Origin of the sequence: Aliiroseovarius salicola, assembly GCF_027891095.1 — a bacterium.
Taxonomy (GTDB): Bacteria; Pseudomonadota; Alphaproteobacteria; order Rhodobacterales; family Rhodobacteraceae; genus Aliiroseovarius; species Aliiroseovarius salicola.
On sequence record NZ_JAQIIO010000002.1, the window covers coordinates 308,437 to 326,882 of the forward strand.

The following is an 18,446-nucleotide window of genomic DNA, read 5'->3' on the forward strand; positions in this document are numbered from 1 at the left end:
AGTTTGGCGAAATGAAGGATCCGTTTTTCTTTGGATATGGCTCGCTGGTGAACCGGCGCACCCACGCCTATGAAAACGCGCAACCCGCCCGGCTATCGGGGTGGCGGCGGGCGTGGCGGGCCTCGCCTTTGCGGGCGGTCTGTTACCTGACCGCTGTGCCTTGTGATGAAAGCGAGATTGACGGGCTGATTGCTTCGGTGCCCGGTGCGGACTGGGAGGCACTGGACCACCGTGAACGGGCCTATGCGCGGGTTCCCCTGAACGGAAATGTTTCCCATCAGGCGGGGGAGGTGGATCTGGCAGTTTATGCCATCAAGCCCGGTGCCCATGCTGACCCAACGCGGCAAAATCCGGTTCTGATGTCCTATCTCGACGTGGTGGTGCAGGGCTATCTGGACGTGTTTGGCCGGTCGGGTGTGGATCATTTCTTTGAGACCACAGATGGTTGGCACGCGCCGATCAAAAACGATCGGGCGGCTCCGATCTACCCTCGGGCGCAGGCCACGTCTGACGAAGAAAAAGACCTCGTGGATGGCTGGTTGAAAGATCTATCGGCGGAAATTGAATAGGGCGAGCTGGCGCCTCTGTCGGGTAAATCCGGTCGCCACGGTACAGCTTTCGCGGTTCAGCATTCGTTGGAACAAAATCAGCGCAATCACCGCAAATACCAACCCGCCGAAGGCCCAGCCGATCATCACACCCGGTGCGCCCCAAAGCTGCGCACCAATCAGCACAAACGGCACGGTGCCCACGGTCTGTCGGCCCCAGTTGATCATGGTGGACCGGAACGGATGGCCCAGATTGTTAAAGCCCGCATTGGTCACAAATATTGCCCCATTGAAGAACCACATCAGCGCCAGAGGTCCGCAGAAGAGGTACACCAGCTCGCGTGCGATGCCCTGCGCATTGAACAGATCGGCAATTGGGGCGCGGAAGATGAAGAGGATGGTGGCAACCACGACCGTCACCACTGCGGTAAAGATCATCCCTTCGCGAAACGCCTGCCGCACCCGATCCATCTTTCCTGCACCATAGTTCTGGCCAATGATCGGCCCGATGGCCCCGGAAAGGGCAAAGATCACGCCAAAGGCCACAGGCACCAGGCGGCCGGTGATGGCCATGCCAGCCACCGCGTCCTCACCAAAACTCGACATCGATCGGGTCACATAGGCTTGCCCGATGGGGGTGGCGAATTGGGTCAGGATTGCCGGGATCGCAATGGTCATGAGTTCAGGGAAATCCACCCGGAATTCAGCGCGGGTGGGTTTGTCGAGCCCGTTGTGATGGGCATAAATCGGCCAGATCGACATAATGGCAATGGTGATCCGAGCCGCCACCGACGCCATGGCGGCGCCAGTCAGGTCGAGGTTCAGACCGAAGATCAGGATTGGATCAAGCACCGCGTTCACCGCTCCACCTGCAATGGTCGCCATCATCGCCCGACGCGCATCCCCATGGGCGCGCAAAATAGCCCCTCCAACCATGGCAATGATCAGTATTGGTAGCGAGGGCAGGATGATCTGCAGATAGTGCTCGGCCAGATCAAGTGTAACGCCCGAGGCCCCCAGAAGGGCCGCGAGCGGGCGGATATAGACAAAGACAATCGCCGCAAAGACCGCACCTAATACCGCACCATAAAGCGTGGCGGTGGCCGCCCGCCTGCGCGCCTTGCGTGGGTCACCTTCCCCCAACGCGCGCGCGACCAAAGCCCCCGCCGCAATCGACATGCCGATGCCGAAGGATGAGGTGAAAAACAGGATCGCGCCTGCGTACCCCACGGCGGCGGCCAATTCATCCCGCCCCAGCCATGAAATGAAGATCATGTCCACAAGGTCGACCAGAAAAATCGCCATCAGCCCTACGGAAGAGGTCAGCGCCATCATCGTGATATGGCGCATCAGGCTGCCGGTCAGAAACTTCGCTTGTGGGTTTTCGCCCTCATCCGCCTTGTCCACATCACTCGCCATTCGGACCTCCTGTCACGCATCTACCAGCTTGCAGGATTAAAGGGGGATGCGCCAGTGGGGAGGGTGCACAGGGGATGTGCGAGCCTGCATTGGCAATACGCCTTCCACCTTCATTGCTTGTTTTGTGCTAGTGGTGAAGCGGGAACAAAATGGGGGGAATAATGGCAATTTTATTAATCGCATTGGCGCTGTTCATGGGCGCGATCATTTCCATCTATCTTCCGATGATTTCTCAGACAGCCAAGATCCTTGGGTCTGGTCCGATGGCGAATGTTCCGTTTTTCGGAATTGCTTTCGCGGCGTCCATCATCATCGCCTTTGCGACGGGCAACAAGGCGGAGCAGTTCCAAAAGATCACCGTGCTGCCACCATGGCTGCTGACCGCCGGGGTGATGAGCGCGGGGATGATCATTGGATCGAGCTTCCTGATCCCCAAAATCGGGATCGGCACCTTCTTTGTCCTCTTGGTGTCGGGACAGGTGCTTGCCGGAATGGTATTTGGTTATTTCGGCCTGTTCGGCGTGCCCGCATCTGCGATGAGTTACGGTAAGGTGATCGGGGCGATTCTGGTAATCGCGGGGGTCTATCTGGTGACCTTCAGGTGAAGAGCAGACCATGACGACAAAATGAAAAAGCCGCCCGGATGGGGCGGCTTTTCTGTTTCTATTAAGGGGCTTATCCCTTCGCGCGGATGACTTGCAGCAGCGGCAGGAGCGCAGACATGTCGGGGCCGTGGCTCATGCCGGTGAGTGCTTTCCTAAGCGGCATGAAAAGTCCGCGGCCTTTGCGGCCGGTGGCGGCTTTCACCTCTTTGGTCCAGGCGCCCCAGGTATCGTCATCAAACGGACCTTCGGGCAGTAGTGCGAGCGCCTCGGCGACGAATTCCTTGTCCTCGTCATCGATCACCGGGTCGGCACCGGTCGAACACAGCTCCCACCAACCAGCCAGATCTTTCAGCACGGTGATGTTTTCCTTGGCCACATTCCAGAAGGCTTCGCCCTGATCGGTCGGAACGCCCAGACCGGTCACGGTCTCGGCCACGGCCTCATATGGCAGTGACGAAAGATGCCGCGCGGTGAGCGGGAACAGGTCTTGCACGTCAAACTTGGTCGGCGCTGCGCCGAAAGTCGACAGATCGAAACCTTCCGTGATCTCATCGAGCGAGGTCATCAGCTCAACCGGCTGTGACGAACCAAGGCGCGCCATTAGTGACAGGAGTGCTGCCGGTTCCACACCCTGTTCGCGCAGGTCGCGCAGGGCAAGCGTGCCCAGACGTTTCGACAGCGCTTCGCCCTGCGGGCCGGTCAGAAGCGAGTGGTGGGCAAAGCTTGGCACCGTGCCACCAAGGGCTTCGATGATCTGGATCTGCGTGCCGGTGTTGGTCACGTGATCCGAGCCGCGCACCACATGGGTGATGCCGAAATCCACATCGTCACAGACAGAAGCGAGTGTGTAGAGGAATTGCCCGTCGCCACGGATCAGCACCGGATCCGACACCGAGGCCGCGTCGATCGAAATGTCGCCAAGGATGCCGTCGGTCCAATTGATCCGCTCGTGATCCAATTTGAACCGCCAGTGACCTTGACCGCGGTCCTCGCGCAGCTTGGCTTTTTCGTCGTCCGACAGCGCCAGCGCCGAGCGGTCATAGACCGGCGGTTTGCCCATATTGAGCTGTTTCTTGCGCTTCAGGTCGAGCTCGGTCGGGGTCTCGAAACATTCATAGAAACGCCCCATGTCGCGCAGCTCTTGCGCGGCTTGTTCATAGCGCTCCAACCGGTTCGATTGCTTTTCCACCCGATCCCAGGTCAGACCCAGCCATTCGAGATCTTCCATGATCCCATCGGCGTATTCCTGTTTCGACCGTTCCGGGTCGGTGTCATCCAGACGCAGGATGAACTGGCCGCCGGATTTGCGGGCAATCAGGTAGTTAAAGAGCGCGGTGCGCAGGTTGCCCACATGGATGTAACCGGTGGGCGAAGGGGCGAAACGGGTGGTGGTCATACTCAGGTCTCCTTGGCCCGGTTGTCCTTTCACAAAGAGGGGCGTTTGTCCACCAGAAGGGCGGAAATCGGGGGAACTTGTCATTGGTCAAGTCCTGTCACCTAGGGAGAGGTAGCGTAAGGCAGGCGGAATCATTTTTGAGAGCGGTCATGTTTTATCTGGTCATGGTGGTGCATCTACTGGGGGCGGCGATTTGGACTGGTGGGCATATCGTGCTGTCTCTGACCGTGTTGCCACGGGCTCTGAAGGCGGCGGATCCGGGGATCCTACTACGGTTCGAGCAGGAGTTTGAGCGGGTTGGTATGCCCGCGCTGGTGGCTCAGGTGCTGACCGGGCTATGGCTGGCCCATGATCTGGAGCCGGAGTTTGGCCTCTGGTTCAGTTTCTCTGACATGCTGACCACAGGGATTGCGGTGAAACTTCTTCTGTTGGGGGCCACCGCAGGGCTTGCGCTGAATGCGCGGTTTCGGGTCATCCCCCATCTGTCCGCTGAAACGTTGCCCCTGATGGGCTGGCATATCCGGGCGGTCACGGTGATATCGGTTTTGTTTGTCATGACCGGGGCGTATTTGCGCACGGGTGGGATTTGAAGGGCCCTCTCGTCGGGCGCCCGTCGCTTTGCTTTGGCGCGCTATCGGTGGCTCACTGCGTGAGCCTATGCCTCCGGCGGGGATATTTTGGGTCAGAAGAAAAGAGCGATGGATTAGCGAGGTTCAACCGGCCAAACCTGGTTCAGGTCTGACAAGCCCACGCGAATGAGTTCCTCGAGCACCTCAAGATCCACATCATCGAGCTTGTTGATATAGAGGCAGGCCGCGCCGGATTTGTGTTTTCCAAGGCGAGAGAGGATTGTTCCGTAATCCTGATACCCCGGCATAATGTAGAGCGAGAGGGCGGATTTGCGCGGAGAAAACCCAGTTGCGAGGAAATCACCCTGGCGCCCCGTCGCATAGCGGTAATGGTATCGGCCGAACCCAACAATTGACGGCCCCCACATCACCGGTTCAAACCCCGAGACGCGCTTGAACAAATCAAGCAGCACCAGCCCGTCATCATGGCGCTGTCTGGGGGCAACATTTGCCAGAAAACCCTCTACCGAGGCATCCGTGGGCTGGGTTTTGTTCTGGGACATATCTCGCCGGGTCCTGTCACATCTGCGTGAGCCCACAAATGTGGCGCGCAGATCGAGTATAGTAACGCCATTCTTTTTCGCAATTCTAGGCGATCATTGATCAAGAGGGAGAGTCACATGCAACGTAAAACCAAGTTTCGTATGTCCACGCCTAACCTGTCACGTCGCCATATGTTGATGGCTGGCGCGGCGGCACCGTTTGCCGCGATGTCCGGCAAAGTTGCCCACGCCAAGGCAGAGCAAATCCCGATTTCCACCACAGATTACCGCCGCTTCAGACTGGGTGATTTCGAAGTGACTACGCTGTTGGCGGGGATGCGCACTGTGCCCGACCCACAGACGATCTTTGGGATGAATGTTGGGGCGGAGGAATTTAACGCCGCTTCGCAGATGGCCAATATCCCATCAAATGCTGCCCAGTTCTTTTTCACACCGACTCTGGTGAATACCGGGGTGGAACTGGTGTTGTTTGATACGGGGCTTAATCCAGCCGGGATCATCGGTGCCATAGGCGCGGCAGGCTATGCACCCGATCAGGTGGACGTTGTTGTGATCACCCATATGCATGGCGATCATATCGGCGGATTGATGGGAGATGGCAGTGCCACATTCCCCAACGCGCGTTATGTGACGGGCGCGGTGGAGTTTGACCATTGGGCCGCAGCAGGCAATGAGCGGTTTGATCAGAAGGTTGCGCCGCTGGCCGAACAGATGAGCATGATCAATGCGGGCGATGTTGTGGTGCCCGGTATCGAAGCGGTCGCGGCTTTTGGTCATACGCCGGGGCATATGACATATCGTTTGGACAGCGGTGGTAAATCACTTTTGATCGCGGCAGATTTTGCCAACCACTATGTCTGGTCGCTGGCCTACCCGGATTGGGAGGTGAAGTTTGACATGGACAAGGCCGGGGCGGCCGCCACGCGGCGCAGCCTTCTGTCGATGATGGCCGCTGAGAAGATGCCCTTCATCGGCTATCACATGCCCTTCCCAGCGCTGGGCTATGTCGAAGAACGGGACGGCGGTTTTCACTATGTCCCGCACAGCTATCAGCTGTTGATGGGGTGAGCCCACGATAGTCCCCAAGCCGAGCGGGATGTGGCCATCAGCTCATGTCCCGCCAGCGGTTCACAATCGGATAGCGGCGATCCAGCCAGAATGCGCCTTTGGTCAGACGTGTGCCGGGGGCGGATTGGAAGCGTTTGTATTCGCTGATGAAAATCAGGTGTTCGACTTTCTTCACCGTGGCTTTGTCAAAGCCAGCGCCGACCAGTTCCTCAACCGATTTCTCGTGATCCACAAGCCCCTCAAGGATCGCATCCAGCACCTCATAGGGCGGGAGTGAATCCTCATCCTTCTGATCCGGGCGCAGCTCAGCCGAAGGGGGCTTGTCGATGATCGACACCGGGATGACTTCACCTGCCGGGGCTTTCATCCATGGGCGGTGATTGGCGTTGCGCCAGCGGCACTGCTCAAAAACGCGGGTTTTGTAGAGGTCTTTGATCGGGTTGTACCCGCCGGACATGTCACCATAGATCGTCGCATAGCCCACCGCGACCTCGGACTTGTTCCCGGTGGTCAACAGCATCGCGCCAGTCTTGTTCGATAGCGCCATGAGCAGAAGCCCCCGCAGGCGCGACTGGATGTTTTCTTCGGTTACATCCGGTTTTGTACCCTCAAAGAATGGAGCCAACGTATTGGTGATCGCGTCGCGACCTTCCTTGATCGGCACAAAGTCATATTGGCAACCAAGGCGCTGGGCGATGTCCTTGGCGTCATCCAGCGAGCCTTGCGAGGTATACTCGGATGGCAGCATCACGCAGCGCACATTCTCCGGCCCCAGCGCATCTGCGGCGATGGTTGCGACAATCGCACTGTCGATGCCACCGGATAGACCCAGAAGCACCTGTTTGAACCCGGTCTTACCCATGTAATCGCGTAGGCTGTCGACCATCGCGCGGTAATCTTGTTCCCACTCATCGGGCTGGGGGGCCACTTCGCCCGCCGCGATGCGCCAGCCATCGGCGGTGTTGGTCAGGTCGACGTGGCGGATCTCTTCATCAAAGACGCCCATGCGGAAGGCGAGTTCCCCACCGGGGTTGAGGGCAAAGCTGCCACCGTCAAACACCTGATCATCCTGACCACCGACCATATTGAGGTAAATCAGCGGCAATTCGGTTTCGACCACACGGGCGACCATGTGATTGAGACGCACATCGTATTTGTTGCGGAAATAGGGGGATCCGTTTGGGATCAGCAGGAATTCTGCCCCGCTTTCGGCCAGCGTCTCACAGACGTCATCGCCGTGCCAGGCGTCTTCGCAAATCGGTGTGCCGATCCGCAACGGGCCGAGGGAATACGGGCCTTGTGGGGCTGCCGAAGTGAAATGGCGGACCTCGTCAAACACGGTTTCATTGGGTAGGCGTTGCTTCAGAACCCGCGCTTTGACCTTGCCACCGTCCAGCACCCACCACGCGTTATAAAGATCCTTGCCATCATGGAAAGGCGCGCCAATCCCCATGGCAGGGCCATCAGCGCAATCGCGGGCGAGCTCTTCCACCGCCTCCATCGCATCGCGGTAAAACTGCGGGCGCACCACCAGATCCTGTGTCTGATAGCCGGTGATAAAGGCTTCGGGCAGGGCCAGCATGTCACTGCCTGCCTCTTTGGCAGCAGCCCAGGCGGCACGCGCCTTGTCGGCATTGGCGGCAATTGCGCCCACAGTTGGGTTCAGCTGGGCCAGGGTCAGGCGGAAAGTCTCACTCATTCAGGTGTCTCGTCTTGCCGTAAGTCACGTCTCTCGGCACAGATGTAGCAGCTTTTGGCCGAGGTTAAAGGCCGGGTAGGGGAAAAGCGTTGTTTCGACAAGGGGCCTCCTTTACGCTTGCGGCGAACTCCGGGAGTGGAACCGGGGAATTCTTGCTATTCTTTTGAAGGGGTTGGGGATGCAGCACCTGTTTCATGCAACAGCGATCGGGGCCGTGATGGCCATCACAGGTGCCGCCTGGGCGCAAGAGATTGTGGTCAAGCAATATGACGATGGCGCTGTTTACGAGGGCCCGTTCAAGGGCGGGTTGCAACATGGCATGGGCACCTATCGCCTGCCGTCGGGCTATGAATACACCGGCGAGTTTGTGGATGGGCAGATCGTCGGGCAGGGCGTGGCGCGCTTTCCCAACGGATCGCTCTACGAAGGTAGTTTTGCCAAAGGCAAGCCGGAAGGATTCGGGCGCATCACCTTTGCGGATGGCGGCACCTATGAGGGTGACTGGAATGACGGCAAGATCAACGGATCCGGGCTGGCCATTTACGCCAATGGGGTGAAATACGAAGGCGGGTTTCGCAACGCCCTGCATCACGGCAAGGGTCGGATGGAAAGCCCAACCGGATATGTTTATCAGGGCGACTGGGTCGTGGGTGTGAAAACCGGACGTGGGGTCGTGACCTACCCGGATGGCTCGGTCTATGACGGTATGATGCGGGATGATGAACGCGACGGAGAGGGCAAGCTCACCTCGGCAGATGGCATGATCTATGAGGGGGCCTGGCTGAAAGGGCAGATGCACGGAACCGGCAAGCTGACGCAGGTGAATGGCGATGTCTACGAAGGTCCGTTCAACGCAGGGGCCCGCGAAGGTAAGGGCAAAGTGACCTATGCCAGTGGCGACACCTATGAAGGCGCATTTGTGGAAGACAAGCGCCACGGCACAGGCACGTTCACAGGCACGGATGGCTACAAATACGCGGGCAATTGGGAACAGGGCGAAATTCAGGGGCAGGGTGTTGTCACCTATCCCGATGGGTCGGTCTATGAAGGGCAGTTCCGAGAGGGGCTGGCCGATGGAACTGGCAAGATCTCATATCCCGACGGGGCAACCTATGATGGGGACTGGCTTGCCGGGGTGATCGAAGGGAACGGTGTGGCGCGTTATGCGAACGGTACGAGCTATGATGGCGAGTTCGTCAATGCGCTTTATGATGGTCAGGGCACGCTTACCACTGCAGATGGCGCAAGCTACAAAGGAGCCTGGCAAGCCGGAAAGCCGCAGGGCAAAGGGCTTTCGAGCCTGAAAGATGGCAGCAGTTATGAAGGTAACTTCTTCGCGGGACAACGCGAAGGCAAAGGCATGTTCAAGACACCCGATGGATTTACTTATGATGGTGACTGGCGGGCGGGTCTGTTCCATGGTCAGGGGATCGCCACCTATGCAAATGGTGATCGTTATGAAGGCGGTTTTGTGGACGGAAAACGCCATGGAGAAGGGGCTGTAATCCGCGCCGACGGCTCGCGTGAAGAGGGCACCTGGGAGGAAGGTTTCCTGCAAGGGACTGTCATGCGCCCGGATGCTGAAGCAACCGGGGATGGCACGGATGAGGATCCCGCTGGCACTGCACCTGAAGGTGATGCCGCAACCCCGCCGGAAGATGCAGCGGTCCCGGCTGGCAACTGACGTATCACGGATCGGAATGCAAACTTTCCTCACAAGCGGGGCGGTGTGGCAAAGCGGTTAGCCACGGTTATGGGGCGGGCTCGCTTGTGCTTTCCAGCTGCACATTGGGTGCCGTGAACAGTAGATGCCGTAAAAAACCACTTTTCACGCGCAAATTCTTCCCTATAGTCATCTGCATGGTAACGCAGGCACATATTGCCCCTCGCGGCTTCGCTGCTCTTCTGCTGCTAACACGCCTCTGAGCGTGCCATTCGGCGCGTCCGCTCAGAGGATATGCTGATCGCGCCACATCCCCACATACTGTCCCGGTTCGAATTGGCCCTGATCTGCCTTAGAAACTGGTAATCCGCCGCAATCCGGGATAGGTCACGGGCAACGTTGTGCCCGGCCCACGATTAAATGAAGAGACGACAGAGATGACAAAGCCTGACCCCGATCACGTATTGATCTTTGACACCACCCTGCGCGATGGCGAACAGAGCCCAGGCGCGACCATGACGCATGACGAAAAGCTCGAGATCGCCGAGTTGCTCGATGAGATGGGCGTCGACATCATCGAAGCGGGTTTCCCGATTGCCTCAGAAGGCGATTTTGCCGCCGTGTCCGAGATTGCCCAACGGTCGAAGAACTCGACCATCTGTGGCCTGTCACGCGCCAATTTCAAGGATATTGACCGCTGTGCCGAAGCGGTGCGCAACGCTGCCAAACCGCGCATTCACACCTTTATCGGCACTTCGCCGCTGCACCGGGCGATCCCCAACCTCTCGCAGGACGAGATGGCGGATCTGATCCACGAGACAGTCAGCCATGCGCGCAATTTGGTTGATGACGTGCAATGGTCGCCGATGGATGCCACCCGCACCGAGCACGATTACCTCTGCCGGGTGATCGAGATTGCGATCAAAGCGGGGGCCACCACCATCAATATCCCCGATACCGTGGGCTACACCGCGCCGCGTGAAAGCGCCGACCTCATTCGGATGCTGATCGAGAAAGTGCCGGGTGCAGATGAGATCACCTTTGCCACCCACTGCCACAACGACTTGGGCATGGCGACCGCCAATGCGCTGGCCGCCGTGGAAGCGGGCGCGCGTCAGATCGAATGCACCATCAATGGGTTGGGTGAGCGCGCGGGTAACACCGCGTTGGAAGAGGTGGTCATGGCGCTTAAGGTGCGTCACGACATCATGCCGTATTCGACCCAGATCGACACCAAGAAGATCATGAACATCTCGCGCCGCGTGGCGCAGGTGTCGGGATTCCCCGTGCAGTTCAACAAGGCCATCGTCGGCAAGAACGCCTTTGCCCATGAGTCGGGTATTCACCAGGATGGGATGCTGAAGAACCCGGAGAACTTCGAGATCATGCGCCCTGAGGATATTGGCCTCGCCGGGACCTCGCTGCCCTTGGGCAAACACTCGGGTCGTGCGGCGCTGAAGGCGAAGCTGAATGACCTTGGCTTTGATGTGGGCGACAACCAACTCAAGGACGTGTTCGTCCGCTTCAAGGATCTGGCCGACACCAAGAAAGAGGTGTTTGACGAGGACATCATCGCGCTGATGACCGACGGCACCGATGTCGATAATGACCGCCTGCAGGTGAAGTTCCTGCGCGTTATCTGTGGCACCGAAGCGCCGCAATCGGCGGATCTGACCATGGAGATCGACGGCGTTGACAAACAGGTGACAGCACAGGGCGATGGCCCGGTAGATGCCACCTTCAACGCGATTAAGATGCTGTTCCCGCATGAAGCCACGCTGAAGCTTTACCAGGTGCATGCGGTGACCGAGGGCACCGATGCGCAGGCCACTGTTTCGGTGCGAATGGAAGAGAACGGAAAGATCGTGACGGGCCAGTCAGCCCATACTGATACTGTGGTGGCGTCTGCCAAAGCCTATGTGAACGCACTCAATAACCTCTTGGTGCGGCGCGAAAAGACCAAACCCGAGGCAGTTTGAGGCTATTTTCTGAAATATTGAATTAGTGAAAGTGCGGGGGGGAATCTCCGCACTTTCTATTTATAAATGTTCGAATTGTATAAGCCGACTCCGAAAGGTGGCGAGAAGCCGCCAAACCTGTGCAGTTAGGGCTTTCACCAATGCCGCGTGAGGCTTATAACGCTTAGGTCTGCATCCAAGGGGGAGTCGCGGGCATTTAAGACATTTCATGAGGATTGGCTTCACATGGCAAGGTTTGCGGGATTGTTCTCTTCGGACATGGCAATTGATTTGGGCACGGCAAACACGCTGGTCTATGTCAAAGGTAAAGGGGTGATCCTGAACGAGCCGTCCGTGGTGGCCTATCACGTCAAAGATGGCGTGAAAAAAGTGCTGGCCGTGGGCGAAGATGCCAAGCTGATGCTGGGCCGTACGCCGGGATCGATTGAGGCCATCCGCCCAATGCGCGATGGTGTGATCGCCGATTTCGACAGTGCGGAAGAGATGATCAAGAACTTCATCCGCAAGGTTCACAGACGGACCACCTTCTCGAAACCCAAGATCATTGTCTGCGTGCCCCATGGGGCCACTCCGGTGGAAAAACGCGCCATTCGCCAGTCGGTCTTGTCGGCCGGTGCGCGCCGCGCAGGTCTTGTGGCTGAACCGATTGCGGCGGCGATTGGGGCGGGGATGCCGATTACCGATCCGACCGGTAACATGGTGGTCGATATTGGCGGTGGCACCACCGAGGTGGCGGTCTTGTCCCTTGGTGACATCGTTTATGCGCGCTCGGTGCGCGTGGGCGGCGACCGCATGGATGACGCCATTGTTTCTTACCTGCGCCGCAACCAGAACATTCTGGTGGGCGAGGCGACGGCCGAACGGATCAAGACCGAAATCGGCACCGCCCGGATGCCGGACGATGGGCGTGGCGCGTCGTTGCAGATCCGTGGCCGTGACCTTCTGAACGGTGTGCCGAAAGAGACTGAGATCAATCAGGCGCAGGTGGCCGAAGCGCTCGCCGAACCGGTGCAGCAGATTTGCGAAGCTGTGATGACCGCGCTCGAAGCGACCCCACCAGATCTGGCTGCGGATATCGTGGACCGCGGCGTGATGCTGACCGGTGGTGGCGCCCTTCTGGGAGATCTGGATCTGGCGCTGCGCGAACAGACCGGTCTGTCGATCTCGGTTGCTGATGAAAGCCTGAATTGTGTTGCATTGGGCACCGGCAAGGCGCTTGAATATGAAAAGCAACTGCGCCACGTGATCGATTACGACAGCTGATCGACGGTCCGGGGCTGGCGCAACCCCTGCGTAAGCGGAGGCCGTTTTGGCGACAAACAGACAACAGAATACCGACTATGTGGGGCCGCTTCGTCGGCTCTTCGTAGGGATTTTGATCCTGTTCCTGCTGCTTGTCTTTCTGGTCTGGCGCATTGACAGCCCTCGGGTCGAACGGTTCCGCGCCCAGCTGATTGATCGGGTGGTGCCCAATTTCGAATGGGCGCTGGTTCCGGTGACCAGCCTTGTTGGCATGGCTGAGGATTTCCAAAGCTACACCCGGATTTATGAACAAAACCAAGAGCTGCGTCGCGAGCTTCGCCAGATGAAAGCCTGGAAAGAAGCCGCGCTCCAGCTCGAGCAGGAAAACGCCAAGCTGCTCAATCTGAACAATGTGCGGCTGGATGCGCAGCTGTCTTACGTGACAGGTGTGGTGCTGGCCGATAGCGGGTCGCCGTTCCGGCAATCGGTGCTTTTGAATGTGGGCATGCGGGACGGGATTGTGGATGGCTGGGCGGCCACGGATGGTCTTGGACTTGTGGGTCGCATTTCCGGTGTCGGCAATCAGACCAGTCGGGTGGTGCTTTTGACCGACAGCAACTCGCGCATTCCGATTTCGGTGCAGCCCTCCGGGCAGACCGCGCTGCTGCGAGGAGATAACACCGCCACCCCGCCTTTGGAATATCTGGAAAGCCCGGAAAAAGTGCGCCCTGGGGATCGGGTGATTTCTTCAGGTGATGGCGGCGTATTTCCGGCGGGGCTTTTGGTGGGTCATATCGCCATGGGCACGGATCGCCGACTGCGCGTCCGCCTGTCTGCGGATTATGAACGGCTAGAGTTCCTGCGTGTGCTGCGCAGCCATCCAGGAGAAGAAGTGTTGGATGCCGGTGGGCTGATCGTCACGCGACCGGCGGTCCCACCGATAGAAGAACTGCTGTCCGAGGAGGGCACGACAAGCACGACTGACGGGGAGGCCACCCAATGATGGATCGGATCACCTTCAATCGCTGGTTTTACCGACTGGTGCTGATCGCCGTGGCGGTTCTGGTGCTGTTTGTGCGGATGTTGCCGCTTGACCTTGGGGCGGGGCGTCTGCCCGGTCCGGACCTGTTGTTGGTTCTGGTCATGGCCTGGGTGCTGCGCCGCCCGGATTACGCCCCGGTTTTCCTGATCGCCGCGCTGTTCTTTCTTGCGGATATGCTGCTTTTGAACACGCCGGGGGTGCGTACCATGATGATTGTGATCGGCACCGAATTCCTGCGCCGCAGAGAATCCAGTCTGCGTGAACAGTCCTTTCTCATGGAATTCGGCATGGTTGCGGGCACGCTGGTTCTGATGTTTGTGGGCCAAAGATTGCTGATGGGATTGTTTCTGGTTGAACAGGTCAGCCTTGGGCGTGAGACTTTGTTCCTGATGTCGACGGTCGCTTCATATCCATTCGCAGTGCTGGCCACTGTTTATGTCTTTGGCATCCGCAAATTGCAGCCGGGCGGTGATGAGATCTCGGGGCAGTTGGCATGAGACGCAACGCCAGTGATACCGAAGGCAGCGCCCGCACGATTACCCGTCGCGGTCTGTTCGTCGGTGGATTGCAGGTCAGCTTCGCCGCACTTCTTCTCGGTCGGATGCGGTTCATGCAGGTGGATCAGGGAGAAGAATATCGCCTTCTGGCCGAAGAAAACCGCATCAACCTTCGCCTGATCCCGCCATCGCGCGGCTTGATCCATGACCGCAACGGTGTGCTGATTGCCGGGAACGAACAGAACTACCGCATTGTGATTGTGCGCGAAGATGCCGATGACCCCGAGGCGGTGTTGCGCCGGTTGGGCAAGATCATCTGGCTTTCGGAAGAAGACATTCAGGATGCACTCAAGGAAATGAAACGCCGGTCAGCCTTTGTGCCGGTGACGGTCGCGGATCGGGTCAGCTGGGAAGAGGTCTCGGAAGTCGCCGTGAACACCCCAGCGCTTCCGGGCATTACACCCGAGGTCGGCCTGTCGCGCATCTATCCTCAGGTCGGCGATTTTGCCCATGTGATTGGCTATGTCGGACCGGTGTCGGACTATGATTTGTCCAAGCTTGAGGACCCTGATCCTCTGTTGCAGATCCCGCGGTTCCAGATCGGTAAATCCGGGGTCGAGGTCAAAATGGAATATGCCCTGCGCGGATCGGCCGGGTCGCGCGAAATCGAGGTGAATGCACTGGGGCGCGAGATGCGCGAGCTTTCGCGACAGGAGGGACAGTCGGGGGATGATGTCCAGCTGACCATTGACGCCAAGCTGCAAAGCTATGTTCAGGCGCGTATGGCTGGCGAAAGCGCCGCCGCCGTGGTGCTGGATACCAAGACCGGAGATATCCTCGCGCTGGGATCAGCCCCGACCTTTGATGCCAATAAATTTGTGCATGGGATTTCATCGTCCGACTACAAGGCGTTGCTTGAAGATCCCTATCGCCCGCTGGCCGCCAAGACGGCGCAGGGCACCTATCCCCCCGGATCGACCTTCAAGATGGTCACCGCATTGGCGGCGCTGGAAGAAGGGGTGATTGATCTGAATGAAACCGTATCCTGCTGGGGCAAGATCAAGGTCTACAACCGCAACTTCCACTGTTGGAAACGGGGCGGGCACGGCAAGGTCGCTCTGGGCAAGAGCCTCGAGCAAAGTTGTGACGTGTATTACTACGAGGTTGCACAGCGTGTTGGGATCGACAAGATCGCCGAGATGGCGCGGCGACTGGGGTTGGGGATCAGACATGATCTGCCCCTATCCGCGGTGGCGCAGGGTCTGATCCCCAACAAGGCCTGGAAGCGGGAACACCGCAGTGCCGAATGGGTGGTGGGCGACAGTTTGAATGCGGGGATCGGTCAGGGATTTGTGCTGACTTCGCCCCTGCAATTGGCGGTGATGACCGCCCGGATCGCCACCGGCCGCACCGTCGAACCGCGCCTTGTGCGCTCGATCAACGGTGTGGAGCAGCCGATCGCCGAGCAAGAGCCGTTGGGAATTTCCTCCTCGAGCCTCGCTGCGGTGCGCAAAGGCATGTATGACGTGGTCAATGCGCGGCGCGGCACCGCGGGGCGCTCGAAGATCACCGGGGATGAGTTCCGCATGGCCGGTAAGACCGGTACCAGCCAGGTTCGTAATATCACCAAAGCCGAACGCGCCCGTGGTGTGACCCGCAACGAAGACCTGCCGTGGGACCGTCGCGACCACGCGCTGTTTGTCGGTTACGCCCCCGCCGAGGCACCGCGCTATGCAGTTTCGGTGGTTGTGGAACACGGCGGTGGCGGGTCCAAAGCTGCCGCCCCGATTGCCCGCGACATCATGTTGCAAACGCTTTATGGCGGCAGACCTCCGCTTGAGGCCTACCCGTCTTCGCAACGTGGCACCATCCGGTCCCGACAGGAAGAGATCGAGGACATGATGACACTGCCTCCCGAAGAGGGTTTGGGCGGGAGTGGCCGTGCATGAGTTATCTTGAATATAACGTCAAATACGTGCCATCCGGCCTGCGTAAGGTCCTGTATCTGAACTGGTATCTGGTGCTTTTGTTGACAGCGGTCGCAGGTGTCGGGTTCATCATGCTCTACTCTGTCGCCGGAGGCGATCTGGACCCTTGGTCGGCCGCGCAGATGAAGCGATTTGTGCTGGGCATGGTCATGATGTTCATCATCGCCATGGTGCCCGCCTGGTTCTGGCGCAATATGGCGGGGCTGGGATATCTGCTGTCGCTGGTGCTTCTGGTGCTGGTCGAGTTTATCGGGTCAACCCAGATGGGGGCGCAGCGCTGGATTGACCTTGGCTTTATGCGGCTGCAACCCTCTGAGTTGATGAAGATCACATTGGTGATGATGCTCGCAGCCTATTATGACTGGTTGCCGACCACCAAAACCTCGCGCCCCTTCTGGGTGTTGTTGCCGGTGGCGATTATCCTGCTGCCGGTGTTTCTGGTGTTGAAACAGCCGGATCTTGGCACCTCGCTTCTGCTGCTGATGGGCGGGGGCGCGATCATGTTTCTGGCAGGTGTCAGCCTGTGGTATTTCGCCGTGGTGATCGGTGCGGGTGTCGGTCTGATCACGTCGGTTTTCACCTCGCGCGGCACGCCGTGGCAGCTTTTGAAGGATTATCAGTATCGCCGGATCGATACGTTTCTTGACCCCTCCACCGATCCGCTGGGGGCGGGTTATCACATTACGCAATCAAAGATCGCTTTGGGGTCAGGCGGTTGGACCGGGCGGGGCTTTATGCAGGGCACGCAATCGCGGCTGAACTTCCTGCCGGAGAAACACACCGACTTTATCTTCACCACGCTTGCCGAAGAATTCGGCTTTCTTGGCGGTGCGGGGCTTTTGGGGCTTTACGTGCTGATCTTGATCTTCTGCGTGATTTCGGCGGTGCAGAACCGCGACCGGTTCTCGTCCCTTCTGATCCTTGGTGTTGCCGTGACCTTCTTCCTGTTTTTTGCGGTCAACATGTCGATGGTGATGGGCATGGCCCCGGTGGTGGGTGTGCCGCTTCCGATGGTGAGCTATGGCGGCTCGTCGATGTTGGTGCTTCTCATCGGCTTTGGTCTGGTGCAGTCTGCCCATGTACACCGGGCGCGGCAAAAGCGTTAGCCTGGCCATCAGAGGACAAAGCCGAGGGATACCATGACCGTCAATGTTCTGTTTGCCGGGCGCGATGCGCAGTGGCCCATCTATGAGCCAACCCTGCGCACGGCCTTTGCCAATGCAGGCGTGGTGGCGGATCTGCGCATGGAATTTGCCCCGGGTGAGGTCGATTACATCGTCTACGCACCCTCTGGAAAACTCTCGGACCTGACGCCCTATACGCGCTGCAAGGCGGTGCTGGGATTGTGGGCAGGGGTGGAACAGATCATCACAAACCCCACGCTCACCCAACCCTATACCCGCATGGTGGATCAGGGGCTGACCGAGGGCATGGTGGAGTGGGTCGCGGGGCACGTGCTGCGTTATCACCTAGATATGGACATGGATATCTGTCGCACAGATCGGGAATGGCAGGTGCATATTCCACCGCTGGCCCGCAACCGTACCGTCGGCGTGCTGGGGCTGGGTGAGCTTGGATCTGTCTGTGCGCAGGCGCTTGCCGGATTGAATTTCAATGTGCAGGGCTGGAGCCGATCGGCAAAATCCATCGCCGGTGTGGCCTGCCACTTTGGCGAAGTGGGGCTGAGGGACGTGCTAGCGCAGGCAGAGATCCTGGTTCTGCTTTTGCCCAAGACGGCGGCCACCGAGAATGTGCTGAACGCGGATACCGTGGCACTGCTGCCAAAAGGCAGCCGGATCCTGAATCCGGGACGCGGACCGCTGATTGATGATGAGGCGTTGCTGACGGCGCTGGGCACAGGGCAGGTTGGCCATGCCACTTTGGATGTGTTCCGAGAGGAGCCATTGCCAAGGAACCATCCCTATTGGGCGCATCCGAATGTCACCGTAACACCCCATATCGCGTCAGAAACCCGTCCCGACACGGCCAGCGAAGTAATCGCGGAAAACATCCGCCGATCCGAGGCGGGAGAACCGCTTTTGCACCTTGTCGATAAGGCGCGGGGTTATTGAGTTGGGCTTGACCGGCGACGGTTGTTCGTCAATTTCGAAGAAAACTAGAAAACTAGAAAACTAGAAAACTAGAAAACTAGTATTCCGGTTTTCTAG

The 18,446-nt window shown here is 58.6% G+C and carries 16 protein-coding genes; 12 read left to right on the forward strand and 4 right to left on the reverse strand.

All coding sequences use genetic code 11. The features are described 5' to 3' along the window. The first annotated feature begins 11 nt into the window (after positions 1–11). Positions 12–569, forward strand: coding sequence for a gamma-glutamylcyclotransferase family protein (locus tag O2N63_RS05180; RefSeq protein WP_271053168.1), 558 nt, complete (start codon positions 12–14; stop codon positions 567–569). On the opposite strand, the gene O2N63_RS05185 is transcribed toward O2N63_RS05180, so the two are convergent. Further along, a complete protein-coding gene (locus tag O2N63_RS05185) occupies positions 549–1,967 on the reverse strand; it encodes an MATE family efflux transporter (RefSeq protein ID WP_271053169.1) in 1,419 nt (472 codons plus the stop codon). The genes O2N63_RS05180 and O2N63_RS05185 overlap by 21 nt on opposite strands. Before the next feature lie 161 nt (positions 1,968–2,128). Between O2N63_RS05185 and O2N63_RS05190 the strand changes: the two genes are divergently transcribed. Next, positions 2,129–2,572: a DMT family transporter gene (locus tag O2N63_RS05190; RefSeq protein ID WP_271053170.1), complete on the forward strand. Its 444-nt coding sequence runs from the start codon at positions 2,129–2,131 to the stop codon at positions 2,570–2,572. Between the two features lie 70 nt (positions 2,573–2,642). Here the strand turns inward: O2N63_RS05190 and gltX are convergent, their stop codons facing one another. Beyond that, entirely contained in the window at positions 2,643–3,968 is a 1,326-nt protein-coding gene (gene gltX / locus O2N63_RS05195; protein WP_271053171.1) for a glutamate--tRNA ligase, read from the reverse strand. A 149-nt stretch (positions 3,969–4,117) separates the two neighbouring features. Between gltX and O2N63_RS05200 the strand changes: the two genes are divergently transcribed. Next, entirely contained in the window at positions 4,118–4,558 is a 441-nt protein-coding gene (locus O2N63_RS05200) for a CopD family protein (protein WP_271053172.1), read from the forward strand. 113 nt (positions 4,559–4,671) lie between these two features. On the opposite strand, the gene O2N63_RS05205 is transcribed toward O2N63_RS05200, so the two are convergent. Beyond that, entirely contained in the window at positions 4,672–5,100 is a 429-nt protein-coding gene (locus tag O2N63_RS05205) for a DUF1801 domain-containing protein (RefSeq protein WP_271053173.1), read from the reverse strand. 117 nt (positions 5,101–5,217) lie between these two features. Here O2N63_RS05205 and O2N63_RS05210 point away from each other — a divergent pair, with 117 nt between their 5' ends. After that, the gene (locus O2N63_RS05210; RefSeq protein WP_271053174.1) at positions 5,218–6,168 is read left to right on the forward strand and encodes an MBL fold metallo-hydrolase; all 951 of its coding nucleotides are present in this window, start codon (positions 5,218–5,220) and stop codon (positions 6,166–6,168) included. 37 nt (positions 6,169–6,205) lie between these two features. Here the strand turns inward: O2N63_RS05210 and O2N63_RS05215 are convergent, their stop codons facing one another. Further along, entirely contained in the window at positions 6,206–7,867 is a 1,662-nt protein-coding gene (locus O2N63_RS05215; protein WP_271053175.1) for an NAD+ synthase, read from the reverse strand. 178 nt (positions 7,868–8,045) lie between these two features. Here O2N63_RS05215 and O2N63_RS05220 point away from each other — a divergent pair, with 178 nt between their 5' ends. The 8 genes from O2N63_RS05220 to O2N63_RS05255 all read left to right on the forward strand — a co-directional run bounded on the left by O2N63_RS05220 (position 8,046) and on the right by O2N63_RS05255 (position 18,350). Continuing rightward, positions 8,046–9,551 carry an MORN repeat-containing protein gene (locus tag O2N63_RS05220; RefSeq protein WP_271053176.1) on the forward strand — a complete coding sequence of 502 codons (1,506 nt, stop codon included), beginning with the start codon at positions 8,046–8,048 and terminating at the stop codon, positions 9,549–9,551. Positions 9,552–9,967: 416 nt separating this feature from the next. Next, complete coding sequence (locus O2N63_RS05225) at positions 9,968–11,509, forward strand: 2-isopropylmalate synthase (protein WP_271053177.1); 1,542 nt, start codon at positions 9,968–9,970, stop codon at positions 11,507–11,509. 225 nt (positions 11,510–11,734) lie between these two features. Continuing rightward, positions 11,735–12,772: a rod shape-determining protein gene (locus O2N63_RS05230; RefSeq protein ID WP_271053178.1), complete on the forward strand. Its 1,038-nt coding sequence runs from the start codon at positions 11,735–11,737 to the stop codon at positions 12,770–12,772. Between the two features lie 46 nt (positions 12,773–12,818). Beyond that, a complete protein-coding gene (gene mreC, locus O2N63_RS05235; RefSeq protein WP_271053179.1) occupies positions 12,819–13,754 on the forward strand; it encodes a rod shape-determining protein MreC in 936 nt (311 codons plus the stop codon). Then, on the forward strand, positions 13,751–14,290 hold the full coding sequence (locus O2N63_RS05240; protein WP_271053180.1) for a rod shape-determining protein MreD: 540 nt from the start codon (positions 13,751–13,753) through the stop codon (positions 14,288–14,290). Before mreC ends, O2N63_RS05240 begins: the two co-directional genes overlap by 4 nt. Then, positions 14,287–16,239 (forward strand): penicillin-binding protein 2, encoded by a 1,953-nt coding sequence (mrdA, locus tag O2N63_RS05245; protein WP_271053181.1) that lies wholly within the window; start codon positions 14,287–14,289, stop codon positions 16,237–16,239. The genes O2N63_RS05240 and mrdA overlap by 4 nt, the downstream gene beginning before the upstream one ends. Further along, positions 16,236–17,384, forward strand: coding sequence for a rod shape-determining protein RodA (gene rodA / locus O2N63_RS05250; protein WP_271053182.1), 1,149 nt, complete (start codon positions 16,236–16,238; stop codon positions 17,382–17,384). Before mrdA ends, rodA begins: the two co-directional genes overlap by 4 nt. Positions 17,385–17,417: 33 nt before the next feature. Continuing rightward, complete coding sequence (locus O2N63_RS05255) at positions 17,418–18,350, forward strand: 2-hydroxyacid dehydrogenase (protein ID WP_271053183.1); 933 nt, start codon at positions 17,418–17,420, stop codon at positions 18,348–18,350. Positions 18,351–18,446: the final 96 nt, after the last annotated feature.

Coding starts and splice junctions, on each gene's coding strand:
- O2N63_RS05200 (WP_271053172.1), top strand. CDS start 4,118: ATGTTTTATCTGGTCATGGTGGTGCATCTACTGGGGGCGGCGATTTGG.
- O2N63_RS05220 (WP_271053176.1), top strand. CDS start 8,046: ATGCAGCACCTGTTTCATGCAACAGCGATCGGGGCCGTGATGGCCATC.
- O2N63_RS05230 (WP_271053178.1), top strand. CDS start 11,735: ATGGCAAGGTTTGCGGGATTGTTCTCTTCGGACATGGCAATTGATTTG.
- gltX (WP_271053171.1), bottom strand. CDS start 3,968: ATGACCACCACCCGTTTCGCCCCTTCGCCCACCGGTTACATCCATGTG.
- O2N63_RS05205 (WP_271053173.1), bottom strand. CDS start 5,100: ATGTCCCAGAACAAAACCCAGCCCACGGATGCCTCGGTAGAGGGTTTT.
- O2N63_RS05185 (WP_271053169.1), bottom strand. CDS start 1,967: ATGGCGAGTGATGTGGACAAGGCGGATGAGGGCGAAAACCCACAAGCG.
- O2N63_RS05225 (WP_271053177.1), top strand. CDS start 9,968: ATGACAAAGCCTGACCCCGATCACGTATTGATCTTTGACACCACCCTG.
- O2N63_RS05255 (WP_271053183.1), top strand. CDS start 17,418: ATGACCGTCAATGTTCTGTTTGCCGGGCGCGATGCGCAGTGGCCCATC.
- O2N63_RS05210 (WP_271053174.1), top strand. CDS start 5,218: ATGCAACGTAAAACCAAGTTTCGTATGTCCACGCCTAACCTGTCACGT.
- O2N63_RS05215 (WP_271053175.1), bottom strand. CDS start 7,867: ATGAGTGAGACTTTCCGCCTGACCCTGGCCCAGCTGAACCCAACTGTG.
- rodA (WP_271053182.1), top strand. CDS start 16,236: ATGAGTTATCTTGAATATAACGTCAAATACGTGCCATCCGGCCTGCGT.
- mrdA (WP_271053181.1), top strand. CDS start 14,287: ATGAGACGCAACGCCAGTGATACCGAAGGCAGCGCCCGCACGATTACC.
- O2N63_RS05180 (WP_271053168.1), top strand. CDS start 12: ATGAAGGATCCGTTTTTCTTTGGATATGGCTCGCTGGTGAACCGGCGC.
- O2N63_RS05190 (WP_271053170.1), top strand. CDS start 2,129: ATGGCAATTTTATTAATCGCATTGGCGCTGTTCATGGGCGCGATCATT.
- O2N63_RS05240 (WP_271053180.1), top strand. CDS start 13,751: ATGATGGATCGGATCACCTTCAATCGCTGGTTTTACCGACTGGTGCTG.